Origin of the sequence: Serratia sp. BNK-4 (assembly GCF_048685115.1) — a bacterium.
GTDB lineage: Bacteria > Pseudomonadota > Gammaproteobacteria > Enterobacterales > Enterobacteriaceae > Serratia > Serratia bockelmannii.
Genome location: NZ_JBLQTM010000001.1, coordinates 4,656,306 through 4,676,302, shown reverse-complemented (window position 1 = coordinate 4,676,302; position 19,997 = coordinate 4,656,306). Strand labels below are relative to the sequence as shown.

The following is a 19,997-nucleotide window of genomic DNA, read 5'->3' as shown; positions in this document are numbered from 1 at the left end:
CACAGCGCGGCGCCGGCGGGGCGGGGCAAAAAAAAGCGCCGCCCGCAGGCAGCGCAATTTGGGGGGTAACGGCAAGGCTGGGTTTAGTCGTGATCTTCCCACGCCTGCGCGCGTGCCACCGCTTTTTTCCAGCCGCTGTAGCGGTAGTTGCGTTCGGTGGTTTCGATGCTTGGGCGGAATTCGCGCTCAATCACCGCTTTGCTCTTCACCTCATCCAGATCGTTCCAGTAGCCGATGGCCAGGCCCGCTAGGAACGCGGCGCCCAACGCTGTCGATTCACGCACTTCAGGGCGCTCTACGCGGGTGCCGAGGATATCGGACTGGAACTGCATCAGGAAGTTGTTGGCGACCGCACCGCCGTCCACGCGCAGCGATTGCAGGCGGGTGTTGGCGTCGGCCTGCATGGCGTCCAGCACGTCGCGAGTCTGGAAGGCGATGGATTCCAGCGTGGCGCGGATGATGTGGTTGCTGTTGGCGCCGCGGGTCAGGCCAAAGATGGCGCCGCGGGCATACGGATCCCAGTAGGGCGCGCCCAGGCCGGTGAAGGCCGGCACCACGTAGACGCCGTTGCTGTCTTTCACTTTGGTGGCGAAATATTCGGAGTCGGCGGCGTCGCTGATCAGTTTCAGCTCGTCGCGCAGCCACTGGATAGACGCACCGCCGATGAACACCGCGCCTTCCAGCGCATAGTTCACTTCGCCGCGTGGGCCGCAGGCGATGGTGGTCAGCAGGCCGTTTTTCGAACGCACCGCTTCTTTGCCGGTGTTCATCAGCAGGAAGCAGCCGGTGCCGTAGGTGTTCTTCGCCATGCCCGGTTGAACGCACAGCTGGCCGTACAATGCCGCTTGCTGGTCACCGGCGATACCGGCGATAGGAATACGCGTGCCGCCCTTACCGCCGATGTTGGTCTGGCCGTACACCTCGGAGGAAGGACGGACTTTCGGCAGCATGGCGCGCGGGATATCCAGCACTTCCAGCATGCGCTCGTCCCAGTCCAGCTCGTGGATGTTGAACATCATGGTACGTGAGGCGTTGGTGTAATCGGTGACGTGTACGCGCCCCTGGGTCATCTTCCACACCAGCCAGGTATCGACGGTGCCGAACAGCAGTTCGCCGCGTTTGGCGCGCTCGCGGGCGCCTTCGACGTTGTCCAGGATCCACTTCACCTTGGTGCCGGAGAAGTACGGGTCAACCACCAGGCCGGTGTTGTGACGGATGTACTCTTCCAGGCCGTCGCGTTTGAGCTTCTCACAGATGTCGGCGGTGCGGCGGCACTGCCAGACGATGGCGTTGTAGACCGGCTTGCCGGTCTCTTTTTCCCAGACGATGGTGGTTTCGCGCTGGTTGGTGATGCCGATGCCGGCGATCTGATCGGAATTGATGTCGGCTTTCGCCAGCACTTCTACCAGCGTCGAGCTTTGCGACGCCCAGATTTCCATCGGGTCGTGCTCAACCCAGCCGGCCTTTGGATAGATCTGCGGGAATTCGCGCTGCGATACCGCAACGATGTTGGCGTCGTGATCGAGCACGACGGCGCGTGAGCTGGTGGTCCCTTGGTCGAGTGCGACAATGTATTTTTTTTCTACAGTCATGGTAATTATCCTGCTGTTGTTAACCGTGTAAAACTGCACCCATCACGCTTTGCGCTGCTGGGTCTTGGCGTCGGGCTCTTCTTCCGTCACGCAGACGTCGCACGGCAGGTGGCGGCCAATCAGCGCGCGGTAACCGAAAGCGCCCAGGCCACAGCCGACGATAGGAGCGAAGATCGGCACCAGGAAGTATGGGATGTCGCGTGCGCCGGTGAAGGCGACTTTGCCCCAGCCGGCCAGGTAGGCGAACAGTTTCGGGCCGAAGTCACGCGCCGGGTTCAACGCAAAGCCGGTCAATGGTCCCATGGAGGCGCCGATCACGGCAATCAGAATACCGATCAGCAGCGGTGCCAGCGGGCCGCGCGGGATGCCGTTGCCGTCGTCGGTCAGCGCCAGGATCAGGCACATCAGGATTGCCGCGATCACCATTTCTACCAGGAAGGCCTGGCCGACGGAGATGTGCGCGTTAGGGTAAGTCGAGAAGATGCTGGCCAGTTCGAGGCTTTCGTTGCTGCCGCGCACCATGTGGTGCGCCGCTTCGAAGTCGAAGAACAGGTTGTAGTACAGCCCATAGACCAGGGCAGCGGCGCAGAAGGCGCCGGCGATCTGCGCAATGATGTAAGGCACCACTTTGCGCCCGTCGAAGCAGGCGAACAGCCACAGGGCGAGGGTGACCGCCGGGTTGAGATGCGCGCCGGAAATGGCGGCGGTCAGATAGATGGCCATGGCGACGCCGAGGCCCCAAATGATGCTGATTTCCCACTGGCCGAAGCTGGCGCCCGCCAGTTTCAGTGCGGCAACGCAGCCTACGCCAAAGAAGATCAGCAGCGCCGTGCCGAGGAACTCGGCGATGCACTGGCCTTTTAATGTCGGACTGGTGGTTTGGCTCATAATGTTGGTGTCCTGCAAAACGGCGGTTGTTGGTTTATAGGCTCAGTTGGGTAGAGATCCGGCCTATGGGCACAGTTTTTTTCATCTCGTCCAATTATTGAATGAGGACGTGATGTAAATTTATCGTTAACGAACATAAACGAGAAATAGCGAAATCAAAATGTGTGTGGCGCGTCATAAAATTGAGCGATTTCGCGTCGTTTAGTGTTCTTTCTGAGCCATAAAAGTGTGATCTGACCAGTGGTTTGGTGAGGGCTGTTAACAACTCGCGGCGATGATGGTGGGGATTTTCAGTTTTTACTGATGGTGAGGGCAGGAAAATTGCAACAGACTGCGCGATGATCCGGTATGTTGCTAGACAGGCGGAGACTGGCTACTTACAATCGTTTTTAACGAATCGAGACTGGCGCGCCTTCCGTAACGGCGCGCGTCACTGAGCGCGATGCAATATTCGCAGTAGCTGCAGCCGACGTTGCGGCCGCTACTTATAGATGTACGCCTTGCTATCATGAGGGGACTGAAGCATGTCATTTGAAGTATTTGAGAAACTGGAAGCAAAAGTACAGCAGGCGATTGATACCATCACCTTGTTGCAGATGGAAATTGAAGAGCTGAAAGACAAAAACAACTCTCTGTCGCAGGAAGTTCAGGCTGCCTCCGGCAACCACGAAGCGCTGGTGCGCGAAAACCAACAGCTGAAAGAAGAACAGCACGTATGGCAAGATCGCCTGCGCGCGCTGCTGGGCAAAATGGAAGAGGTCTGATTCCTCACGCCATGCAGCAACGAAAAGGGCGCCTCAGGCGCCCTTTTTCATGTCCGAAAATCACTCGATGTCGAGCGGGTCTTCGGAGAGGATGATGCCGGTGTTGTCGGCATACAGATGATCGCCGGAGAAGAAGGTGACGCCACCGAAGTTGACGCGGATATCGCTTTCGCCCACGCCTTCGCTTACGGCACCCGCCGGGATCGCCGCCATCGCCTGAATGCCGATGTCGAGCTCTTCCAGATCGTCCACCTGGCGCACCGCGCCGTACACCACGATGCCTTCCCATTCGTTCTGGGCGGCCAGGCGCGCCAGTTCGGCGTTGATCAGCGCCCGGCGAACCGAACCGCCGCCGTCGACCAACAGCACGCGGCCGCGGCCGTTTTCTTCAAGCAGATCGAATAACAGGCCGTTATCCTCAAAGCATTTCACCGTGGTGATCTGCCCGCCAAATGAAGTACGCCCGCCAAAATTGGAGAACAGAGGTTCAACAACGTTCACCTCTTCATGATAGATGTCGCAAAGTTCGGAAGTATCGTATTTCATAGGATTTTACGTCTGTTTGCCGCAGGAATGTTCAGTATATCCCTTTATTCGCCCTGTTGGCAAAATCATCAGTTTTTAACTGAGCGCCACGCCGATGGCGAACAGCAGGTTGGCCAGCAACGCCGCCTTGACCATGTGCTCCAGCATCGGCCGCATGCCGACCGGCGTCGGATCGCGCAGCACGCGCAGGCCGTGGCGCACCAGCAGCGGGATCGCCAGCACGAACAGCCAACCCCACGGACTGTGGAGGTTGAACAGCGTAAACAGCGCGAAACACAGCACCGCGCCGCCGAGCAGCAGGGCATGGTAAATGCGCGCCTTGTGCGGGCCGAGACGCACCGCCAGCGTATTCTTGCCGTTTTCGCGATCGCTCTCGATATCGCGCAGATTGTTGATGTTGAGCACCGCCGTCGCCAGCAGGCCGCAGGCGGTGGCCGGCAGCATCACGACGCTGTCGAAGGTGTGCGTTTGCAAATAGTAGGTGCCGGCCACGCTCAGCCAGCCGAAGAACACCAGCACCGAGATGTCGCCCAGCCCCAAATACCCGTAGGGTTTGTTGCCGACGGTGTAAGTGATCGCCGCCACGATAGACAGCCCGCCCAGCACCAGGAAGCCCACCACGTCGCTGGGTTGCTCGCAGGCGACGGCGATCAGCGAACAGCCGGCGAGGGCGATCAGCACCACTGTCACCACCAGCGCCCGCTTCATCTGCGCCTGGGTGATCATGCCTTTTTGCATGCCGCGCAATGGCCCGATGCGATCTTCTTTGTCGCTGCCTTTGACCGCATCGCCGTAGTCGTTCGCCAGGTTGGAGAGGATCTGCAGCAGACCGGCGGTCAACAGCGCCAGCAGCGCCACTTCAGGTTTCAGGCTGCCGTGCCAGGCGGCGATCGCCGAGCCGACCACGATGGAGGCAAAGGCCAACGGCAGGGTGCGGGGGCGTAGACTTTCCAGCCAGGCGGAAATCGGGGTGGTGGAGGTTGATGAGCTCATGTTTCGCTTCTGTCAGTAAGTTGCGGTGTCCGTTAGAAATAATTGTGGGAGGCAATGCCTCCCACACAGATGACTGACAAGACAATGATTGAGCGATTATAGGATAAAACGACTCAAATCTTCATCCGCCACCAGTTCATCCAGATGACTGCGCACGTAATCCGCATCAATTGTAATGGATTGGCCATTAATTTCACTCGCATCGTAGGAAATATCTTCCATCAGACGCTCCAGCACGGTGTGCAGACGACGCGCGCCGATGTTCTCGGTGCTTTCGTTGACCTGCCACGCGGCTTCGGCGATGCGGCGGATGCCGTCGGCGGTGAACTCGATATTGACGCCTTCGGTGCCCATCAGCGCTTTGTACTGTTCGGTCAGCGATGCGCTCGGCTCGGTCAGGATGCGCTCGAAGTCTTCGGTAGTCAGCGCCTGCAGCTCAACGCGGATCGGCAGACGGCCCTGTAGTTCTGGGATCAGATCCGACGGGTTGGCGGTCTGGAACGCACCGGAAGCGATGAACAGGATGTGGTCGGTCTTCACCATACCGTGCTTGGTGGATACGGTGCAGCCTTCCACCAGCGGCAGCAGATCGCGTTGCACGCCTTCGCGCGAGACGTCCGGGCCGGAACTCTGGCCGCCGCGCTTACAGATTTTGTCGATCTCATCGATAAATACGATGCCGTGCTGTTCAACCGCTTCGATCGCCTGCTCTTTCAGCTCTTCCGGGTTCACCAGCTTGGCGGCTTCTTCTTCCACCAGCAGCTTGAAGGCTTCTTTGATCTTCACCTTGCGCGGTTTTTGCTTCTGTCCGCCGAGGTTCTGGAACATCGACTGCAGCTGGTTGGTCATCTCTTCCATGCCCGGAGGCGCCATGATTTCCACGCCCATTGGCGCGGCGGCCAGATCGATTTCGATCTCTTTGTCATCCAGCTGGCCTTCGCGCAGCTTCTTGCGGAATGCCTGGCGGGCGGCGGACGGCTCCTGATGCTCTTCCGGCTGGCCCCAGTTGTTCTTGGCCGGCGGGATCAGCACGTCGAGAATGCGCTCTTCGGCCAACTCTTCGGCACGGGTGCGGTTTTTCTCGATCGACTGCATACGCACCATTTTGATGGCAGCATCGGTCAGATCGCGGATGATGGAATCCACTTCTTTGCCCACATAGCCCACTTCGGTGAACTTGGTGGCTTCAACCTTGATGAACGGCGCGTTGGCCAGCTTCGCCAGACGACGGGCGATTTCGGTTTTACCGACGCCGGTCGGGCCGATCATCAGAATGTTTTTCGGGGTCACTTCGTGGCGCAGCATCTCGTTGAGCTGCATCCGGCGCCAGCGGTTGCGCAGGGCAATGGCGACAGCGCGTTTGGCCTTGTTTTGGCCAATGATATAGCTGTCCAGTTCGCTGACGATCTCGCGCGGGGTCATTTCAGACATGGTATTCGATCCTTACGCTTTGGAAGGCAATTCTTCAATGGTGTGGAAATGGTTGGTGTAAATACAGATGTCACCGGCGATGTTGAGGGATTTCTCAACGATATCGCGGGCGCTCAGCTCGGTATTTTCCAACATGGCGCGGGCGGCGGCCTGGGCGTACGGGCCGCCGGAGCCGATGGCGATCAGATCGTTTTCCGGCTGCACCACATCGCCGTTGCCGGTGATGATCAGCGAGGCGGTTTCATCGGCGACCGCCAGCAGCGCTTCGAGCTTGCGCAGCATGCGGTCGGTGCGCCAGTCTTTCGCCAGCTCGACGGCGGCTTTCACCAGGTGGCCCTGATGCATTTCCAGTTTGCGTTCAAACAGTTCAAACAGCGTGAAGGCGTCAGCGGTGCCACCGGCGAAACCGGCGATCACTTTGTCGTTATACAGGCGACGCACTTTCTTGACGTTACCCTTCATCACCGTATTACCCAGGGTTGCCTGGCCATCACCACCGATGACGACCTGGCCGTTGCGGCGTACGCTTACAATTGTTGTCACGAGCAGACCCTCGTTAAAGACGGAAAGAAGTCCCCGCAGCGCCTGCTTTCGCAGACGCTACGAGGCATATTGAGAGTATAGATGGGGGGGGATTGACGCTTTTCAACCCCCAACGGAGAGGGGAATGCAACTCGACATGCCGACGCCCTTCAGGCGTGAAAGGGTTTTATCCGCTGCTGCGCGGCTGCTGTAGGGGCCGAGCACCACGCGATTCCAGCCGCCGCCGGCGGTGATGCGGCTCTCGATGCCTTCGAACGCCAGGCGTGCACGCACGGATTCAGCCTGATCGGTGGCGCGGAACGAACCGCATTGCACCATCCACTTCTGTTTCGATTCCGGCTTGGTTTCCTGCTTGGCCGTTTCCTGTTTCACTTCCGGTTTCGGCTCCGGCTTCGGTTGCGGCTTCGGCTCAGGCTGTTTCGCCTGCACCGGCGGTGGGGTGACCGGCTTCGGTTGCTGGTGCTGCTGCACCGGCGCGGTGGTGGCTCCGTTGTTGAACGGGTTGCGCGGCGCCTGGGTAACCTGCTGCTGTTGCTGTACCGGCTGCTGTTGCATTTGCGGTTGTTGCATCTGCTGCTGGCGGTTACTGCGCGCGTTGACCTGGCCCGGATCGTTATACGGCACTTCGTTCAGCTGCGTCGGACGCTGCTGCATGTCGGCCTGCATCTGCTCCAGCAACTGCCGCTGTTCGGCGGTCAGCTGAGTTTTGGAATTGAGCTCGCCGCCGGCCGTCGGTTCGGTCGGTGTTTGCACGCCGATCTGCCGGTTTTCCAGCTCTTTGATGTAGCGCCAGCGCTCTTCCGGCTTCGGCGGCAGGCCGTTGCCGGGGCGCGTGGTGTGCGCAGGCAACAACGGCGCGTCTTCCGGCTTGTTGTGGGTAATGAAATAGAGGCCACCGACAAAGATAACCAGCAACGCGGCGGCTAACGCCAGCACGGTTTTGGAAACCTTCGGAGAACTGCGTTTTTTACGGCTGGGGGTTTTACGCTTAGCTCCTGCTGCGCGCCCACGGCTTACATAGTCTTTTTGTGCCACTATTATTCCGCTGTGTCCTGATGAGAGGATAAGTCCGTCATGTTACTGAACCCTAAAATATTTGACTAGCGTTTCGGGGCAGCGGTGCTGCCTCTGATAATCAATTCACTGTCCAACAGCCGGGAGCCGCTGGCCACCGTCTGGCCGTTCAACTGCTCCAACAGCAATAACATCGCCTGTTGGCCTATCTGGAAACGCGGCTGCGCCACCGTGGTCAGCGGCGGATCGCAATATTGCGCCAGCTTGAGGTCGTCAAAGCCGACGATCGACAGATCCTGCGGTACCCGCAGCCCCATTTTCTTCGCCTGGGACAGCACGCCGATTGCCATGACATCGCTGTGGCAGAACACCGCCGTCGGCGGTTTCGGCTGAGCCATCAGCTGGGTCAGCGCTTGCGCGCCGGCTTCGTAGGTAAAATCACCCCGGGTAATATAGCTGCTTTCGACGGTAATGCCATTACGACGTAGCGCTTGAACGTAACCCTGTAGCCGATAATGGCTCAGCGGCATCTGTTCCGGCCCGGCGACGCAGGCGATCTGCCGGTGGCCCAGTTGATGCAAATAATGCACGGCTTCAAAGGCGGCGGTCAGGTTGTCGATATGCACCGTCGGCAGTTCCAGCTCGGGCGCGAACTCGTTGGCCATCACCATCGGCGGCAGGTTGCGCTGCTCTTCCTTGCTGGCGTCGAACGGCAGGTTAGAGCCCAGCAGCAGCATGCCGTCGATCTGTTTGGTGATGATCAGATTGACGAAGGTGCGTTCTTGCTGGTTTTGCTGCGCGCAGTCGCCGATCAGCACCAGATAGCCTTGTTGGGCGGCGGTCTGTTCGATCCCCTGGATCACATCGGCGAAAAACGGATCGCAGATGTCGGGCACGATCACCAGGATAGTGCGAGATTCGTTGCGTTTGATATTGCGTGACAGAGCATGAGGAGAATAACCCACGGCCAGCACGGCCTGTTCTACTTTCTGGCGCGTTGGCGTCGACACCTTTTCCGGGTTCATCAGCGCACGCGATACGGTAGCCGTTGAAACGCCCGCCATTTCGGCGACGTCTTTCATGGTCGCCATGGATAACTCTTTCTTGTGTTCCAACGCCTTTCTCCTTGCGTCAGCCCCATGCCGACGCCACTACTGCTGTTTGCTCACAATGTCCGGCATGCGGTGGCGGGATTGTTGTCATTGAGCGCCACTCGCGTTCGGGCACTCCGTCGCGCTGCGATGTGGCGACAAAATTTGCCCTCGCAGACATTCTAAACAGAATACGCCCCGCCTTTGTTACCTAATTTGCATAAAAAATGTGACCTGAGAAGGTTTTTTAGCGTTCGCTCGCAATTTCAAGGGTAAACGTTTGCACTGCCGCAGCTAAATCGGACTTTTCCGGGATCAGCTGTCGATCGGATCGACATCCAGCGTCCATTTCACCTTGCGCGTTTGCGGCAGAGTGCCGATCAGCGGCAGCGAGCTTTTCATCAGCTGTTGCAGGACGCGCCGCGTCGGATGTTGCAGCAACAGCTGCCAGCGGAAACGGCCGCCGCGTTTGGACTGCAGCGCCGGCACCGGGCCCATCACCCACAGCGAGTCGTCCTTCAGCGGGCTGGCTTCCAGCAGGTTGCGCAGCTGCTGCAGGAACAGCGGGGCCTGCTGGTTGTCGTGATCTTCGGCGCGCACGATGATGTGGCTGGTGTAAGGCGGCAGAAACACGCTGTTGCGCTCCGCCAGCGTCTGTTTGGCGAAGGCGTCGTAACCCTGTTGCAGCAGCACCTGCAATAACGGGTGCTCCGGGTGGTGGGTTTGCAGCAGCACTTCACCCTGTTTGCCCGCGCGGCCCGCTCGCCCGGAGACCTGAGTATACAGCTGAGCGAAACGCTCGGCGGAACGGAAGTCGGCGGAGAACAGCGCGCCGTCCACGTCCAGCAACGCCACCAGCGTGACGTCGGGAAAATGGTGGCCCTTGGCCAGCATTTGCGTGCCGATCAGAATGCGCGCTTCGCCGCGATGAATATCCGCCAGGTGCTGCTCCAGCGATCCTTTGCGGCTGGTGGTGTCACGATCGATGCGGGTGATCGGCGTGTCGGGGAACAGCGGCGCCAGCTCATGCTCCAGCTGTTCGGTGCCGACGCCGACCGACACCAGATGGGTGGAGCCGCACTGTGGGCACTGGTGCGGCACCGGTCGCTGGCTGTCGCAGTGGTGGCAGCGCAGCTGGCGCTGATGCTGGTGGAAGGTGTAGTAGTGATCGCAGCGCTGGCACTCGGCGATCCAACCGCACTCGTGGCACAGCAGCGCCGGGGCGTAACCGCGGCGGTTGAGGAACAGCATCACCTGGTTGCCGGCTTTTAAATGGTGCTGCATGCTTTTCAAAAGCGGTTGCGACAGGCCGACCTTCAGCGGCAGCCCTTTCAGATCGATCAGGTGCTGCGCCGCCGGTTTGGCGTTGCCCGCGCGCTGGGTGAGCTTCAACTGGCGATATTTGCCCAGTTGCACGTTGTGCAGCGTTTCCAGTGCCGGCGTGGCGGAGCCCATCACCATCGGGATGTCTTCTTCCCGGGCGCGGAACACCGCCAGATCGCGGGCGTGGTAGCGCCAGCCTTCCTGCTGTTTATAAGAGCTGTCGTGCTCTTCGTCGATGATGATCACGCCCAACTGTCGGAATGGCGTGAACAGCGCCGAGCGGGTGCCGATGACGATGGCGGCTTCGCCGCTGCGCGCGCGCAGCCAAACCGCCAGCCGCTCGCTGTCGTTTAACCCGGAGTGCAGCACGTCCACCGGCGCGTTGAAGCGCTCGCGAAAGCGGGCGATGGTTTGCGGCGTCAGGCCGATTTCCGGCACCAGCACCAGCGCCTGTCGGCCTTTGGCCAGCACGTTTTCCAGCACGCTGAGGTACACCTCGGTCTTGCCGGAGCCGGTCACCCCGGCCAGCAGCCAGGCGGCGAACTGCTCATCCTCGCTTCTGATCGCCCCGACGGCGGTAGCCTGTTCGGTGTTCAGCCGCAGCCGCTCGCCGAGCACCGCGAAGTTAGGGCGCCAGTCGTGCGTATCCGCGACCTGAGCGCGCAGATCGATCAGCCCTTTGGCGCGCAGCGCCTGCAGGGCGCTTTCCGTCAGCTCCAGCTGGCTGACCTGATGGCGATAGATCGGGCGTTGCAGCAGCGCCGCCAGCGCCTGCTGCTGTTTCGGCGCGCGTTTCAGGCTTTCGGGCGGGGTGGCGCGCCCCTCTTCGGTGGCGAACCACTGCCACAGCGGCGCGGCTTCGGCCGGTTTGCCTTGCCGCAGCAGGATCGGCAGCGCGTGAAACAGCACTTCGCCGATGGGGTAGTGATAGTAATCGCTGGCCCAGCGCAGGATGCGCCACAGGCTGGGGGAGAACAGCGACTCGGCGTCTATCACGCTGTCGATCGGTTTGAGCTTGTCCAGCGGCAGTTCGCTGGTGTCGCTGCAGCCGGTGACGATGCCGATCGCATGCTGCCTGCCCCAGGGCACGCCCACGCGCGCGCCGGCCACCGGCTGCATGCCGGGCGGCAGCAGATAGTCGAAGGTGCGGGCGAGGGGGACCGGCAAGGCAACGTGTACGACGGGCATGATCTCATCCAAATTGAAAAAAAGTGGGCATCAGTTTACACGGCGCATCGGCAAATGTACGGTTCCGATTGCGCGCCTCGGCTAATGCTGTATAATTTGCCGCCTTTGGTATAATTCGATACCAAAATTCTATTATCAACCACGTGTGGTGTCTGGCGAAACAGGGCTGGATAGCGACACGGCCTTAACTGAGGTTTCCCATGAAACAAGGTATCCACCCAAAATACGAAGAAGTTACTGCTAACTGCTCTTGCGGTAACGTGATGAAGATCCGCTCCACCGTGGGCCACGATCTGAACCTGGACGTTTGTGGCGCATGCCACCCGTTCTACACTGGCAAGCAGCGTGACGTTGCTACCGGTGGCCGCGTTGACCGCTTCAACAAGCGTTTCAGCGTACCAGGCGCTAAGAAATAAGATTTCTTATCGTCCGATGAAAAAGGCGCCTTGGGCGCCTTTTTTCGTTTCTGCCGCCGGCGTTCGCCGGGCGGTTCTCAATATTCCCAGGTATCGGGATCGACACCCAGTTCGCGCATCAACACTTTTGCGGCTTCCGGGATTTCATCGCTGCGCTCTTTGCGCAGGTCTTCATCGTTCGGCAGCGGCTGGCCGGTAAAGGCATGCAGAAACGCTTCGCACAGCAGTTCGCTGTTGGTGGCGTGGCGCAGGTTGTTCACCTGGCGACGGGTCCGTTCGTCGGTGAGGATTTTCAGGACCTTCAGCGGAATGGATACCGTGATCTTTTTGACTTGCTCGCTTTTTTTACCGTGTTCAGCGTAAGGGCTGACATACTCGCCGTTCCACTCAGCCATGGGACACCTTAACTTTGTCAGAAAAATTACAAAATTCTAAAAACCGGCCAATTATGCCCGATCTTCACTGTTCTCACTAAATAAATGTCAATTTTACGCGACCAGGGTCACTGAATGCCCCGCTTCGGTCAGGCATTGCCGCTTAACATCTTATCGTCATGTCATATCGGCATAATTTTAGCGGGTATTGTGTCATTGCTCAATCTATACGCAAAGAAGTTTAGATGTCCAGATGTATTGACGTCTATCAATCCTGCGATTACTCTTTAGGCCTCATTCACCGAACCGAGAGCCGAGCGAGACCATGACGCGTAAACCAGCCACGATTGCCGTACGCAGCGGCCTGAACGATGACGAACAGTACGGCTGCGTCGTCCCGCCGATTCATCTGTCCAGCACCTATAACTTTACCGACTTCAACCAACCCCGAGCCCATGACTACTCGCGCCGCGGCAACCCGACGCGCGACGTGGTGCAACGTGCGTTGGCGGAGCTGGAAGGCGGCGCCGGCGCGGTGATGACCGGCAGCGGGATGTCGGCGATCCATCTGGTGACCACTGTGCTGCTGAAGCCCGGCGATCTGCTGGTGGCGCCGCACGACTGCTACGGCGGCAGCTATCGGCTGTTCGACAGCCTGAGCAAGCGCGGCGCCTATCGCGTGCTGTTCGTCGATCAGGGTAATGAAGCCGCCCTGCAGCAGGCGCTGGCGCAAAAGCCGAAGCTGGTGCTGATTGAAAGCCCCAGCAATCCGCTGCTGCGGGTGGTGGATATCGCGGCGATCTGCGCGGCCGCACACGCGGCGGGCGCGTTGACGGTGGTGGACAACACCTTCCTCAGCCCGGCCCTGCAACAGCCGATCGAACTCGGTGCCGATCTGGTGGTCCATTCTTGCACCAAATACCTGAATGGGCATTCGGACGTGGTGGCCGGCGCGGTGATTGCCAAAGATCCCGAGCTGGCGGTCGAATTGGCCTGGTGGGCGAACAATATCGGTGTGACCGGCGGCGCGTTCGACAGTTATCTGCTGCTGCGCGGCATGCGCACGCTGTCGCCGCGCATCAAGGCGGCGCAGCAAAACGCCGAAGCGATTGTCGGTTATTTACAGCAGCAACCGCTGGTGAAAAAGCTGTATCATCCCTCCCTGCCGGAAAATCCGGGGCATGAGATCGCCCGCCGGCAGCAGCGTGGTTTCGGCGCGATGCTGAGTTTTGAACTGGACGGCGATGAAGCGGTGCTGCGCCGTTTTCTCTCTGCCCTTGAGCTGTTTACTCTGGCAGAATCGCTGGGCGGCGTAGAAAGCCTGATCTCGCATGCAGCGACCATGACCCACGCCGGCATGGCGGCGGAGGCGCGGGCAGCGGCCGGCATCTCCGAGAGCCTGCTGCGCATTTCCGTGGGTATTGAAGACAGTGAAGATTTGATTGCCGATCTGGAACGCGCTTTCCAGGCGGCGGCAACGAGGTAAGCATGAATGCAATTGCTGTAGCAGGGCCGGTGAGCGGGCGTCAACTGCACAAGTTTGGCGGCAGCAGTCTGGCGGATGTGAAGTGTTATCTGCGTGTGGCCGGGATTATGGCGGAATACAGCCAGCCGGGCGACATGATGGTGGTATCGGCCGCCGGCAGTACCACCAACCAGTTGATCAACTGGCTGAAGCTCAGCCAGAGCGATCGCCTGTCTGCGCACCAGGTGCAGCAGACGTTGCGTCGTTATCACAGCGATCTTATCAGCGGCCTGTTGCCGCCGGAAAGCGCCGAGCCGCTGATCGCCGAGTTCATTCAGGATCTGGAACGTCTGGCGGTGCTGCTGGACGGTAAAGCTGACGAGGTGTGCTATGCCGAAGTGGTCGGGCACGGCGAGATCTGGTCGGCGCGCCTGATGGCGGCGGTGCTCAACCACCTGGATATGCAGGCGGCCTGGCTGGATGCGCGTGATTTCCTGCGCGCCGAACGCGCCGCGCAGCCGCAGGTGGATGAAGGCCGTTCTTATCCGCTGCTGCAGCAATTGTTGGCTCAACATCCGGGCAAGCGCCTGGTGGTGACCGGCTTCATTTCGCGCAACGACGCCGGGGAAACCGTGCTGTTGGGGCGCAATGGCAGTGATTACTCTGCCACTCAGGTCGGCGCGTTGGCCGGCGCTGCGCGCGTCACCATCTGGAGCGACGTGGCCGGGGTTTACAGCGCCGATCCGCGCAAGGTGAAAGACGCCTGCCTGCTGCCGCTGCTGCGTCTGGACGAAGCCAGCGAGCTGGCGCGTCTGGCTGCGCCGGTGTTGCACACCCGTACCCTGCAGCCGGTCTCCGGCAGCGATATCGATCTTCAGCTGCGCTGCAGCTACCAGCCGGAGCAGGGCTCGACGCGCATCGAGCGCGTATTGGCGTCCGGCACCGGCGCCAAGATTGTCACCAGCCACGATGACGTGTGCCTGATTGAGCTGCACGTCGCCGCTCAGCATGACTTCAAACTGGCGCAGAAAGAGTTGGATCTGGTGCTCAAACGCGCGCAGATCAAACCGCTGGCGGTAGGCATCCATCCTGACCGCAATCGGGTGCAGCTGTGCTACACCTCCGAGGTGGTCAACAGCGCACTGGCGATCCTGCAGGCCTCGGCGCTGCCGGGTGAACTGCACCTGCGCGAAGGGTTGGCGCTGGTGGCGATGGTCGGCGCCGGGGTATGCAAGAACCCGCTGCACTGCCACCGTTTCTATCAGCAACTGAAAGATCAGCCGGTCGAATTTATCTGGCAGGCGGAAGATGGCATCAGCCTGGTGGCGGTATTGCGCCAGGGGCCGACCGCGCTGCTGATTCAGGGGCTGCACCAAAGCCTGTTCCGCGCCGAGAAGCGCATCGGTCTGGTGCTGTTCGGCAAGGGCAACATCGGGTCGCGCTGGCTGGAGCTGTTCGCCCGTGAACAGACCAATATCTCCGCGCGCAGCGGCTTCGAATTTATCCTGGCGGGGGTGGTGGACAGCCGCCGCAGCCTGCTGAACTACGACGGGTTGGACGCCAGCCGCGCGCTGGCATTCTTTGAGGACGAGGCGCAGGAACTTGACGAAGAGTCGCTGTTCCTGTGGATGCGTGCGCACCCGTTCGACGATCTGGTGGTGCTTGACGTGACCGCCAGCGAAGAGCTGGCCGGGCAGTATCTGGATTTCGCCAGCCACGGTTTCCACGTGATCAGCGCCAACAAGCTGGCGGGCGCCTCGTGCAGCGATACCTATCGCCAAATTCGCGACGCCTTCGCCAAAACCGGCCGCCACTGGCTGTATAACGCCACCGTCGGCGCCGGGCTGCCGGTCAACCATACGGTGCGCGATCTGCGCGACAGCGGCGACAGCATTTTGGCGATCAGCGGCATCTTCTCCGGCACGCTTTCCTGGCTGTTCTTGCAGTATGACGGCACGGTGCCGTTCACCGAGCTGGTGGATCAGGCTTGGCAGCAGGGGCTGACCGAACCGGATCCGCGGGTCGATCTCTCCGGCCAGGACGTGATGCGCAAGCTGGTGATCCTGGCGCGCGAGGCGGGCTACGACATCGAACCGAACCAGGTGCGGGTCGAGTCGCTGGTGCCGGCGGGCTGCGAGCTGGGCTCCGTCGATCAGTTCTTCGAGAACGGCGAGGCGTTGAACCAGCAGATGCAGCAGCGCTTTGAGGCCGCCAGCGAAATGGGCCTGGTGCTGCGTCACGTGGCGCGTTTCGACGCCAACGGCAAGGCGCGAGTCGGCGTGGAGGCGGTGCGTCCTGAGCATCCGCTGGCCTCTCTGCTGCCGTGCGACAACGTGTTCGCCATCGAAAGCCGCTGGTATCGCGATAATCCGCTGGTGATCCGCGGGCCGGGCGCCGGCCGCGATGTGACCGCCGGCGCTATCCAGTCAGACCTTAACCGTTTGGCGCAGCTGCTTTAATCCTCTGCGGGCGCGGGCTCACCGCGCCCCTTTGCTTTTCCTGCCATACTTATCTTTGCCGCGATCATGAAATTCCCTCGTTGAGCGGGTGAGGATTAATCATCTTATTCCCCTCATTTTCCTGTTGACTCTTTAGCCAACATGCGGCATTTTCTATCTAGACGTCTAAACGTATAGACGCTCATCAAGATGAAATAAAAACAGTGATCGATAAAGAGGTGAGCAGGGTATGAGTTTTTTCCACGCAAACCAGCGGGAAGCGCTGAATCAGAGTCTGGCGGAGTTGAACGGCCAGATTAACGTATCATTCGAGTTCTTCCCGCCACGCACCAGCGAGATGGAAGAGACCCTGTGGCAGTCGATCGATCGTCTGAGCATCCTCAAACCTAAATTCGTTTCCGTCACCTACGGCGCCAATTCCGGCGAGCGCGATCGCACCCACAGCATCATCAAGGGGATCAAGGAGCGCACCGGCCTGGAGGCGGCGCCGCACCTGACCTGCATCGACGCCAGCCCGGCGCAGCTGCGCGACATTGCGACCGATTACTGGAACAGCGGCATCCGCCATATCGTGGCGCTGCGCGGCGATCTGCCGCCGGGCGGCGGCAAGCCGGACATGTACGCGACCGATCTGGTGGCGTTGCTGAAAGACGTGGGTGACTTCGACATTTCCGTCGCCGCCTACCCGGAAGTGCACCCGGAGGCGAAAAGCGCCCAGGCCGATTTGATTAACCTGAAACGCAAGATCGATGCCGGCGCCAGTCGCGCCATTACCCAGTTCTTCTTCGACGTTGAGAGCTATCTGCGCTTTCGCGACCGCTGCGTTGCCGCCGGTATCGATGTGGAAATCGTGCCGGGCATTCTGCCGGTGTCCAACTTCAAGCAGCTACAGCGCTTTGCCACCATGACCAACGTGCGGGTGCCAAGCTGGATGACCAGCATGTTCGAAGGGCTGGACGACGATGCGGAGACCCGCAAAATGGTCGGCGCCAACATCGCCATGGACATGGTGAAGATCCTGAGCCGCGAAGGGGTGAAAGATTTCCACTTCTATACGCTGAACCGTGCAGAGATGAGCTACGCGATCTGCCACACGCTGGGCGTGCGCCCGGTGGCCGCCGCCTGACAGGCTTGTTCCATTGAAAAAGGGCGTCGCTTTACCGCGGCGCCCTTTTTTTGTGGGGGAAAGGCATAAAAAAACGGCCCCGATAAACGGGGCCGCGATGAGGCTCACTAGCCGGTGTTGCGCATCCCGGCGGCGACGCCGGCGATGGTGACCATCAGCGCCTGCTCCACTCGGGCGTCCGGCTGCTCCTGCTGACGCGAACGGTGCAGCAATTCGGCCTGCAAGACGTTCAGCGGGTCGGTGTAAACGTTGCGCAGCGCGATGGATTCAGCGATCCACGGCAGGTCTTCCATCAGGTGCGCATCGTTGGCGATGGTCAGCACCACCTTGATGTCGCTTTCCAGCTGATCGCGCAGCTGTTGACCCAGCGGCCACAGTGCTTTATCCACCAGGCGCTGATCGTAGTATTCCGCCAGCCACAGGTCGGCTTTGGCGAACACCATTTCCAGCATGGCGATACGGGTGGAGAAGAACGGCCAGTCGCGACACATCGCTTCCAGCTCCGCCTGTTTGCCGGCTTTCACCGCTTCCTGCAATCCGGCGCCGGCGCCGAGCCAGGCCGGCAGCATCAGGCGGTTCTGCGTCCAGGCGAAGATCCACGGAATGGCGCGCAGGCTCTCTACGCCGCCGTTCGGCTTGCGCTTGGCCGGGCGTGAACCCAGCGGCAGTTTGCCCAGCTCCAGCTCCGGCGTGGCCGCGCGGAAGTAAGGCACAAAGTCCGGGTTTTCACGCACGTAGCCGCGATACATCCGGCAGGAGGTCTCGGACAGGTCGTCCATCAGCGCCCGCCATTCTTTCTTCGGTTCCGGCGGCGGCAGCAGGTTGGCCTCGAGGATCGCGCCTGCATACAGCGCCAGGCTGCTGATGGTGACTTCCGGCAGGCCGAACTTGAAGCGGATCATCTCGCCCTGTTCGGTGACGCGCAGGCCGCCCTTCAAGCTGCCCGGCGGCTGAGACAGCAGCGCCGCATGCGCCGGTGCGCCGCCGCGGCCGATGGAGCCGCCGCGGCCGTGGAACAGCGTCAGCGCTACGCCGGCCTTTTCACAGGTTTTGATCAGCGCGTCCTGCGCGCGGTACTGCGCCCAGGAAGCGGCCATCACGCCGGCGTCTTTCGCCGAGTCGGAGTAACCGATCATCACCATCTGTTTGCCCTGGATGAAGCCGCGATACCAGTCGATGTTCAGCAACTGGGTCATCACGTCGTCGGCGTTGTTCAGGTCGTCGAGGGTTTCGAACAGCGGGGCGACCGGCAGCGCGAACGGGCAGCCGGCCTCCTTCAGCAGCAGGTGCACCGCCAACACGTCGGAAGGCGTGCGCGCCATCGAAATCACGTAGGCGGCGATCGAACCCTGCGGCGCTTCGGCGATCACCCGGCAGGTTTCCAGCACTTCCTGCGTATCGGCGCTCGGTTGCCATTTCAGCGGCACCAGCGGGCGTTTGGAGTTCAGTTCGCGGATCAGGAACGCCTGCTTATCGGCTTCCGACCAGCTTTCATAATCGCCCAGCCCCAGATAGCGGGTCAGCTCGGCGATGGCTTCGGTATGGCGGGTGCTTTCCTGGCGCACGTCGATACGCACCAGCGGCACGCCGAAGCAGCGCACGCGGCGCAGGGTATCCAGCAGTTGACCATTGGCGATGATGCCCATGCCGCAGGCCTGCAGCGACTGGTAGCAGGCATACAGCGGCTCCCACAGCTGCTCGTTGTTCACCAGCAGGTCGTGCGGTTTCAGCACGCGCTCGCCCTTCAGGCGACCTTCCAGATAGGCCTGGGAGCTCATCAGCTGGCTGCGCAACTGCTTCATGATTTCGCGGTAAGGCTCCTGCACCTCATCGCCGCCGGCGCGGGCGCGCAGCTCCGGGGTACACTCGGTCATCGACAGCTCGGAGACCAGTACCTGAATATCGCGGGTAAACAGGTCGCAGGCTTTCCAGCGGCTGAGCAGCAGCACATGGCGGGTAATTTCGGCGGTGACGTTCGGGTTGCCGTCGCGATCGCCGCCCATCCAGGAAGTGAAGCGCACCGGCACCGCTTCTACCGGCAGGCTGTAATCGATGGAGTTTTCCAGCTGTTCGTTGAATTCGCGCAGGAACGCCGGCACGCCTTCCCACAGGCTGTTTTCCACGACGGCAAAACCCCATTTGGCTTCGTCGATCGGAGAAGGGCGGTGTTTGCGAATTTCATCGGTGTGCCACGACTGGGCTACCAGCTGACGCAGGCGGCGCATGATCTTGTTGCGCTCGTAGTCGGCCAGATCGTTGTGATCGAGCTGGCTGAGGCAGGTGTTGACCTCCACCAGCTTGTGGATCAGGGTGCGGCGGGTGATCTCCGTCGGGTGCGCCGTCAGCACCAGCTCGATGGAGAGTTGCGACACCGCGTGCTGCAGCTCTTTGTCGCTGAGCTTTTTGTCTTTGAGGCGGCTGAACAGTTGAGCCAGCGCTTCCGGATTGCTGGCGGCTTCGCCGTTGGGCGAAATGCTGTGGTACTGCTCGGCGACGTTGGTCAGGTTGAGGAACTGGCTGAAGGCGCGCGCCACCGGCAGCAGCTCGTCGTTGGACAGGTTCTGCAGGGTGGAGAGCAGCTCCTGGCGATGCGCTTCGTTGCCGGCGCGTGAGGATTTGGAAAGCTTACGGATGGTCTCAACGCGATCGAGAATATGCTCGCCCAGCGCTTCTTTGATGGTATCGCCGAGCAATTTGCCGAGCATACTGACATTACTGCGCATTGCCGAATATTGTTCGTTCATATAACCCCTGACCCAGTTCTGTATGATTTTTATCTTGTAA

The 19,997-nt window shown here is 60.5% G+C and carries 16 protein-coding genes; 5 read left to right on the top strand and 11 right to left on the bottom strand.

Annotated elements, in window-relative coordinates; translation table 11 throughout:
• Positions 1-83: 83 nt before the first annotated feature.
• Together glpK and ACMGGW_RS22185 are read right to left on the bottom strand one after the other, a co-directional pair.
• Positions 84-1,592 (bottom strand): glycerol kinase GlpK, encoded by a 1,509-nt coding sequence (gene glpK, locus ACMGGW_RS22190; RefSeq protein WP_025304664.1) that lies wholly within the window; start codon positions 1,590-1,592, stop codon positions 84-86.
• Positions 1,593-1,634: 42 nt separating this feature from the next.
• Positions 1,635-2,480 (bottom strand): MIP/aquaporin family protein, encoded by an 846-nt coding sequence (locus ACMGGW_RS22185; protein ID WP_049195738.1) that lies wholly within the window; start codon positions 2,478-2,480, stop codon positions 1,635-1,637.
• A 524-nt stretch (positions 2,481-3,004) separates the two neighbouring features.
• On the opposite strand from ACMGGW_RS22185, the gene zapB reads away from it, so the two are divergent.
• Positions 3,005-3,244 (top strand): septal ring assembly protein ZapB, encoded by a 240-nt coding sequence (gene zapB, locus ACMGGW_RS22180; RefSeq protein WP_004931092.1) that lies wholly within the window; start codon positions 3,005-3,007, stop codon positions 3,242-3,244.
• 60 nt (positions 3,245-3,304) lie between these two features.
• On the opposite strand, the gene rraA is transcribed toward zapB, so the two are convergent.
• The 7 genes from rraA to priA all read right to left on the bottom strand — a co-directional run bounded on the left by rraA (position 3,305) and on the right by priA (position 11,373).
• Positions 3,305-3,790 carry a ribonuclease E activity regulator RraA gene (gene rraA / locus ACMGGW_RS22175; protein ID WP_004931090.1) on the bottom strand — a complete coding sequence of 162 codons (486 nt, stop codon included), beginning with the start codon at positions 3,788-3,790 and terminating at the stop codon, positions 3,305-3,307.
• Positions 3,791-3,865: 75 nt separating this feature from the next.
• Positions 3,866-4,783, bottom strand: coding sequence for a 1,4-dihydroxy-2-naphthoate polyprenyltransferase (locus ACMGGW_RS22170; RefSeq protein ID WP_015379416.1), 918 nt, complete (start codon positions 4,781-4,783; stop codon positions 3,866-3,868).
• Between the two features lie 96 nt (positions 4,784-4,879).
• The gene (gene hslU / locus ACMGGW_RS22165; RefSeq protein ID WP_025304663.1) at positions 4,880-6,214 is read right to left on the bottom strand and encodes an HslU--HslV peptidase ATPase subunit; all 1,335 of its coding nucleotides are present in this window, start codon (positions 6,212-6,214) and stop codon (positions 4,880-4,882) included.
• A gap of 12 nt (positions 6,215-6,226) precedes the next feature.
• Positions 6,227-6,757: an ATP-dependent protease subunit HslV gene (gene hslV, locus ACMGGW_RS22160; RefSeq protein ID WP_004931085.1), complete on the bottom strand. Its 531-nt coding sequence runs from the start codon at positions 6,755-6,757 to the stop codon at positions 6,227-6,229.
• A 102-nt stretch (positions 6,758-6,859) separates the two neighbouring features.
• Positions 6,860-7,792 carry a cell division protein FtsN gene (gene ftsN, locus ACMGGW_RS22155; protein ID WP_099817562.1) on the bottom strand — a complete coding sequence of 311 codons (933 nt, stop codon included), beginning with the start codon at positions 7,790-7,792 and terminating at the stop codon, positions 6,860-6,862.
• A 65-nt stretch (positions 7,793-7,857) separates the two neighbouring features.
• Positions 7,858-8,886, bottom strand: a complete 1,029-nt coding sequence (gene cytR, locus ACMGGW_RS22150) for a DNA-binding transcriptional regulator CytR (RefSeq protein WP_025304661.1) — start codon at positions 8,884-8,886, stop codon at positions 7,858-7,860.
• A 291-nt stretch (positions 8,887-9,177) separates the two neighbouring features.
• Entirely contained in the window at positions 9,178-11,373 is a 2,196-nt protein-coding gene (priA, locus tag ACMGGW_RS22145) for a primosomal protein N' (RefSeq protein ID WP_197819693.1), read from the bottom strand.
• Positions 11,374-11,573: 200 nt separating this feature from the next.
• Here priA and rpmE point away from each other — a divergent pair, with 200 nt between their 5' ends.
• The gene (rpmE, locus tag ACMGGW_RS22140) at positions 11,574-11,789 is read left to right on the top strand and encodes a 50S ribosomal protein L31 (protein WP_004931078.1); all 216 of its coding nucleotides are present in this window, start codon (positions 11,574-11,576) and stop codon (positions 11,787-11,789) included.
• A gap of 77 nt (positions 11,790-11,866) precedes the next feature.
• Here the strand turns inward: rpmE and metJ are convergent, their stop codons facing one another.
• Positions 11,867-12,184, bottom strand: a complete 318-nt coding sequence (gene metJ / locus ACMGGW_RS22135; protein WP_006317756.1) for a met regulon transcriptional regulator MetJ — start codon at positions 12,182-12,184, stop codon at positions 11,867-11,869.
• A 304-nt stretch (positions 12,185-12,488) separates the two neighbouring features.
• Here metJ and metB point away from each other — a divergent pair, with 304 nt between their 5' ends.
• From metB to metF, 3 genes are all read left to right on the top strand, one after another.
• On the top strand, positions 12,489-13,649 hold the full coding sequence (metB, locus tag ACMGGW_RS22130; protein WP_025304659.1) for a cystathionine gamma-synthase: 1,161 nt from the start codon (positions 12,489-12,491) through the stop codon (positions 13,647-13,649).
• A gap of 2 nt (positions 13,650-13,651) precedes the next feature.
• Positions 13,652-16,087, top strand: a complete 2,436-nt coding sequence (locus ACMGGW_RS22125; protein ID WP_197832609.1) for a bifunctional aspartate kinase/homoserine dehydrogenase II — start codon at positions 13,652-13,654, stop codon at positions 16,085-16,087.
• A 229-nt stretch (positions 16,088-16,316) separates the two neighbouring features.
• Positions 16,317-17,213: a methylenetetrahydrofolate reductase gene (metF, locus tag ACMGGW_RS22120; protein WP_004931071.1), complete on the top strand. Its 897-nt coding sequence runs from the start codon at positions 16,317-16,319 to the stop codon at positions 17,211-17,213.
• 107 nt (positions 17,214-17,320) lie between these two features.
• Here metF and ppc read toward each other — a convergent pair whose 3' ends face one another.
• The gene (ppc, locus tag ACMGGW_RS22115) at positions 17,321-19,957 is read right to left on the bottom strand and encodes a phosphoenolpyruvate carboxylase (RefSeq protein WP_025304657.1); all 2,637 of its coding nucleotides are present in this window, start codon (positions 19,955-19,957) and stop codon (positions 17,321-17,323) included.
• Positions 19,958-19,997 lie beyond the last annotated feature (40 nt).

Coding starts and splice junctions, on each gene's coding strand:
- glpK (WP_025304664.1), bottom strand. CDS start 1,592: ATGACTGTAGAAAAAAAATACATTGTCGCACTCGACCAAGGGACCACC.
- ACMGGW_RS22185 (WP_049195738.1), bottom strand. CDS start 2,480: ATGAGCCAAACCACCAGTCCGACATTAAAAGGCCAGTGCATCGCCGAG.
- zapB (WP_004931092.1), top strand. CDS start 3,005: ATGTCATTTGAAGTATTTGAGAAACTGGAAGCAAAAGTACAGCAGGCG.
- rraA (WP_004931090.1), bottom strand. CDS start 3,790: ATGAAATACGATACTTCCGAACTTTGCGACATCTATCATGAAGAGGTG.
- ACMGGW_RS22170 (WP_015379416.1), bottom strand. CDS start 4,783: ATGAGCTCATCAACCTCCACCACCCCGATTTCCGCCTGGCTGGAAAGT.
- hslU (WP_025304663.1), bottom strand. CDS start 6,214: ATGTCTGAAATGACCCCGCGCGAGATCGTCAGCGAACTGGACAGCTAT.
- priA (WP_197819693.1), bottom strand. CDS start 11,373: ATGCCCGTCGTACACGTTGCCTTGCCGGTCCCCCTCGCCCGCACCTTC.
- rpmE (WP_004931078.1), top strand. CDS start 11,574: ATGAAACAAGGTATCCACCCAAAATACGAAGAAGTTACTGCTAACTGC.
- metJ (WP_006317756.1), bottom strand. CDS start 12,184: ATGGCTGAGTGGAACGGCGAGTATGTCAGCCCTTACGCTGAACACGGT.
- metB (WP_025304659.1), top strand. CDS start 12,489: ATGACGCGTAAACCAGCCACGATTGCCGTACGCAGCGGCCTGAACGAT.
- ACMGGW_RS22125 (WP_197832609.1), top strand. CDS start 13,652: ATGAATGCAATTGCTGTAGCAGGGCCGGTGAGCGGGCGTCAACTGCAC.
- metF (WP_004931071.1), top strand. CDS start 16,317: ATGAGTTTTTTCCACGCAAACCAGCGGGAAGCGCTGAATCAGAGTCTG.
- ppc (WP_025304657.1), bottom strand. CDS start 19,957: ATGAACGAACAATATTCGGCAATGCGCAGTAATGTCAGTATGCTCGGC.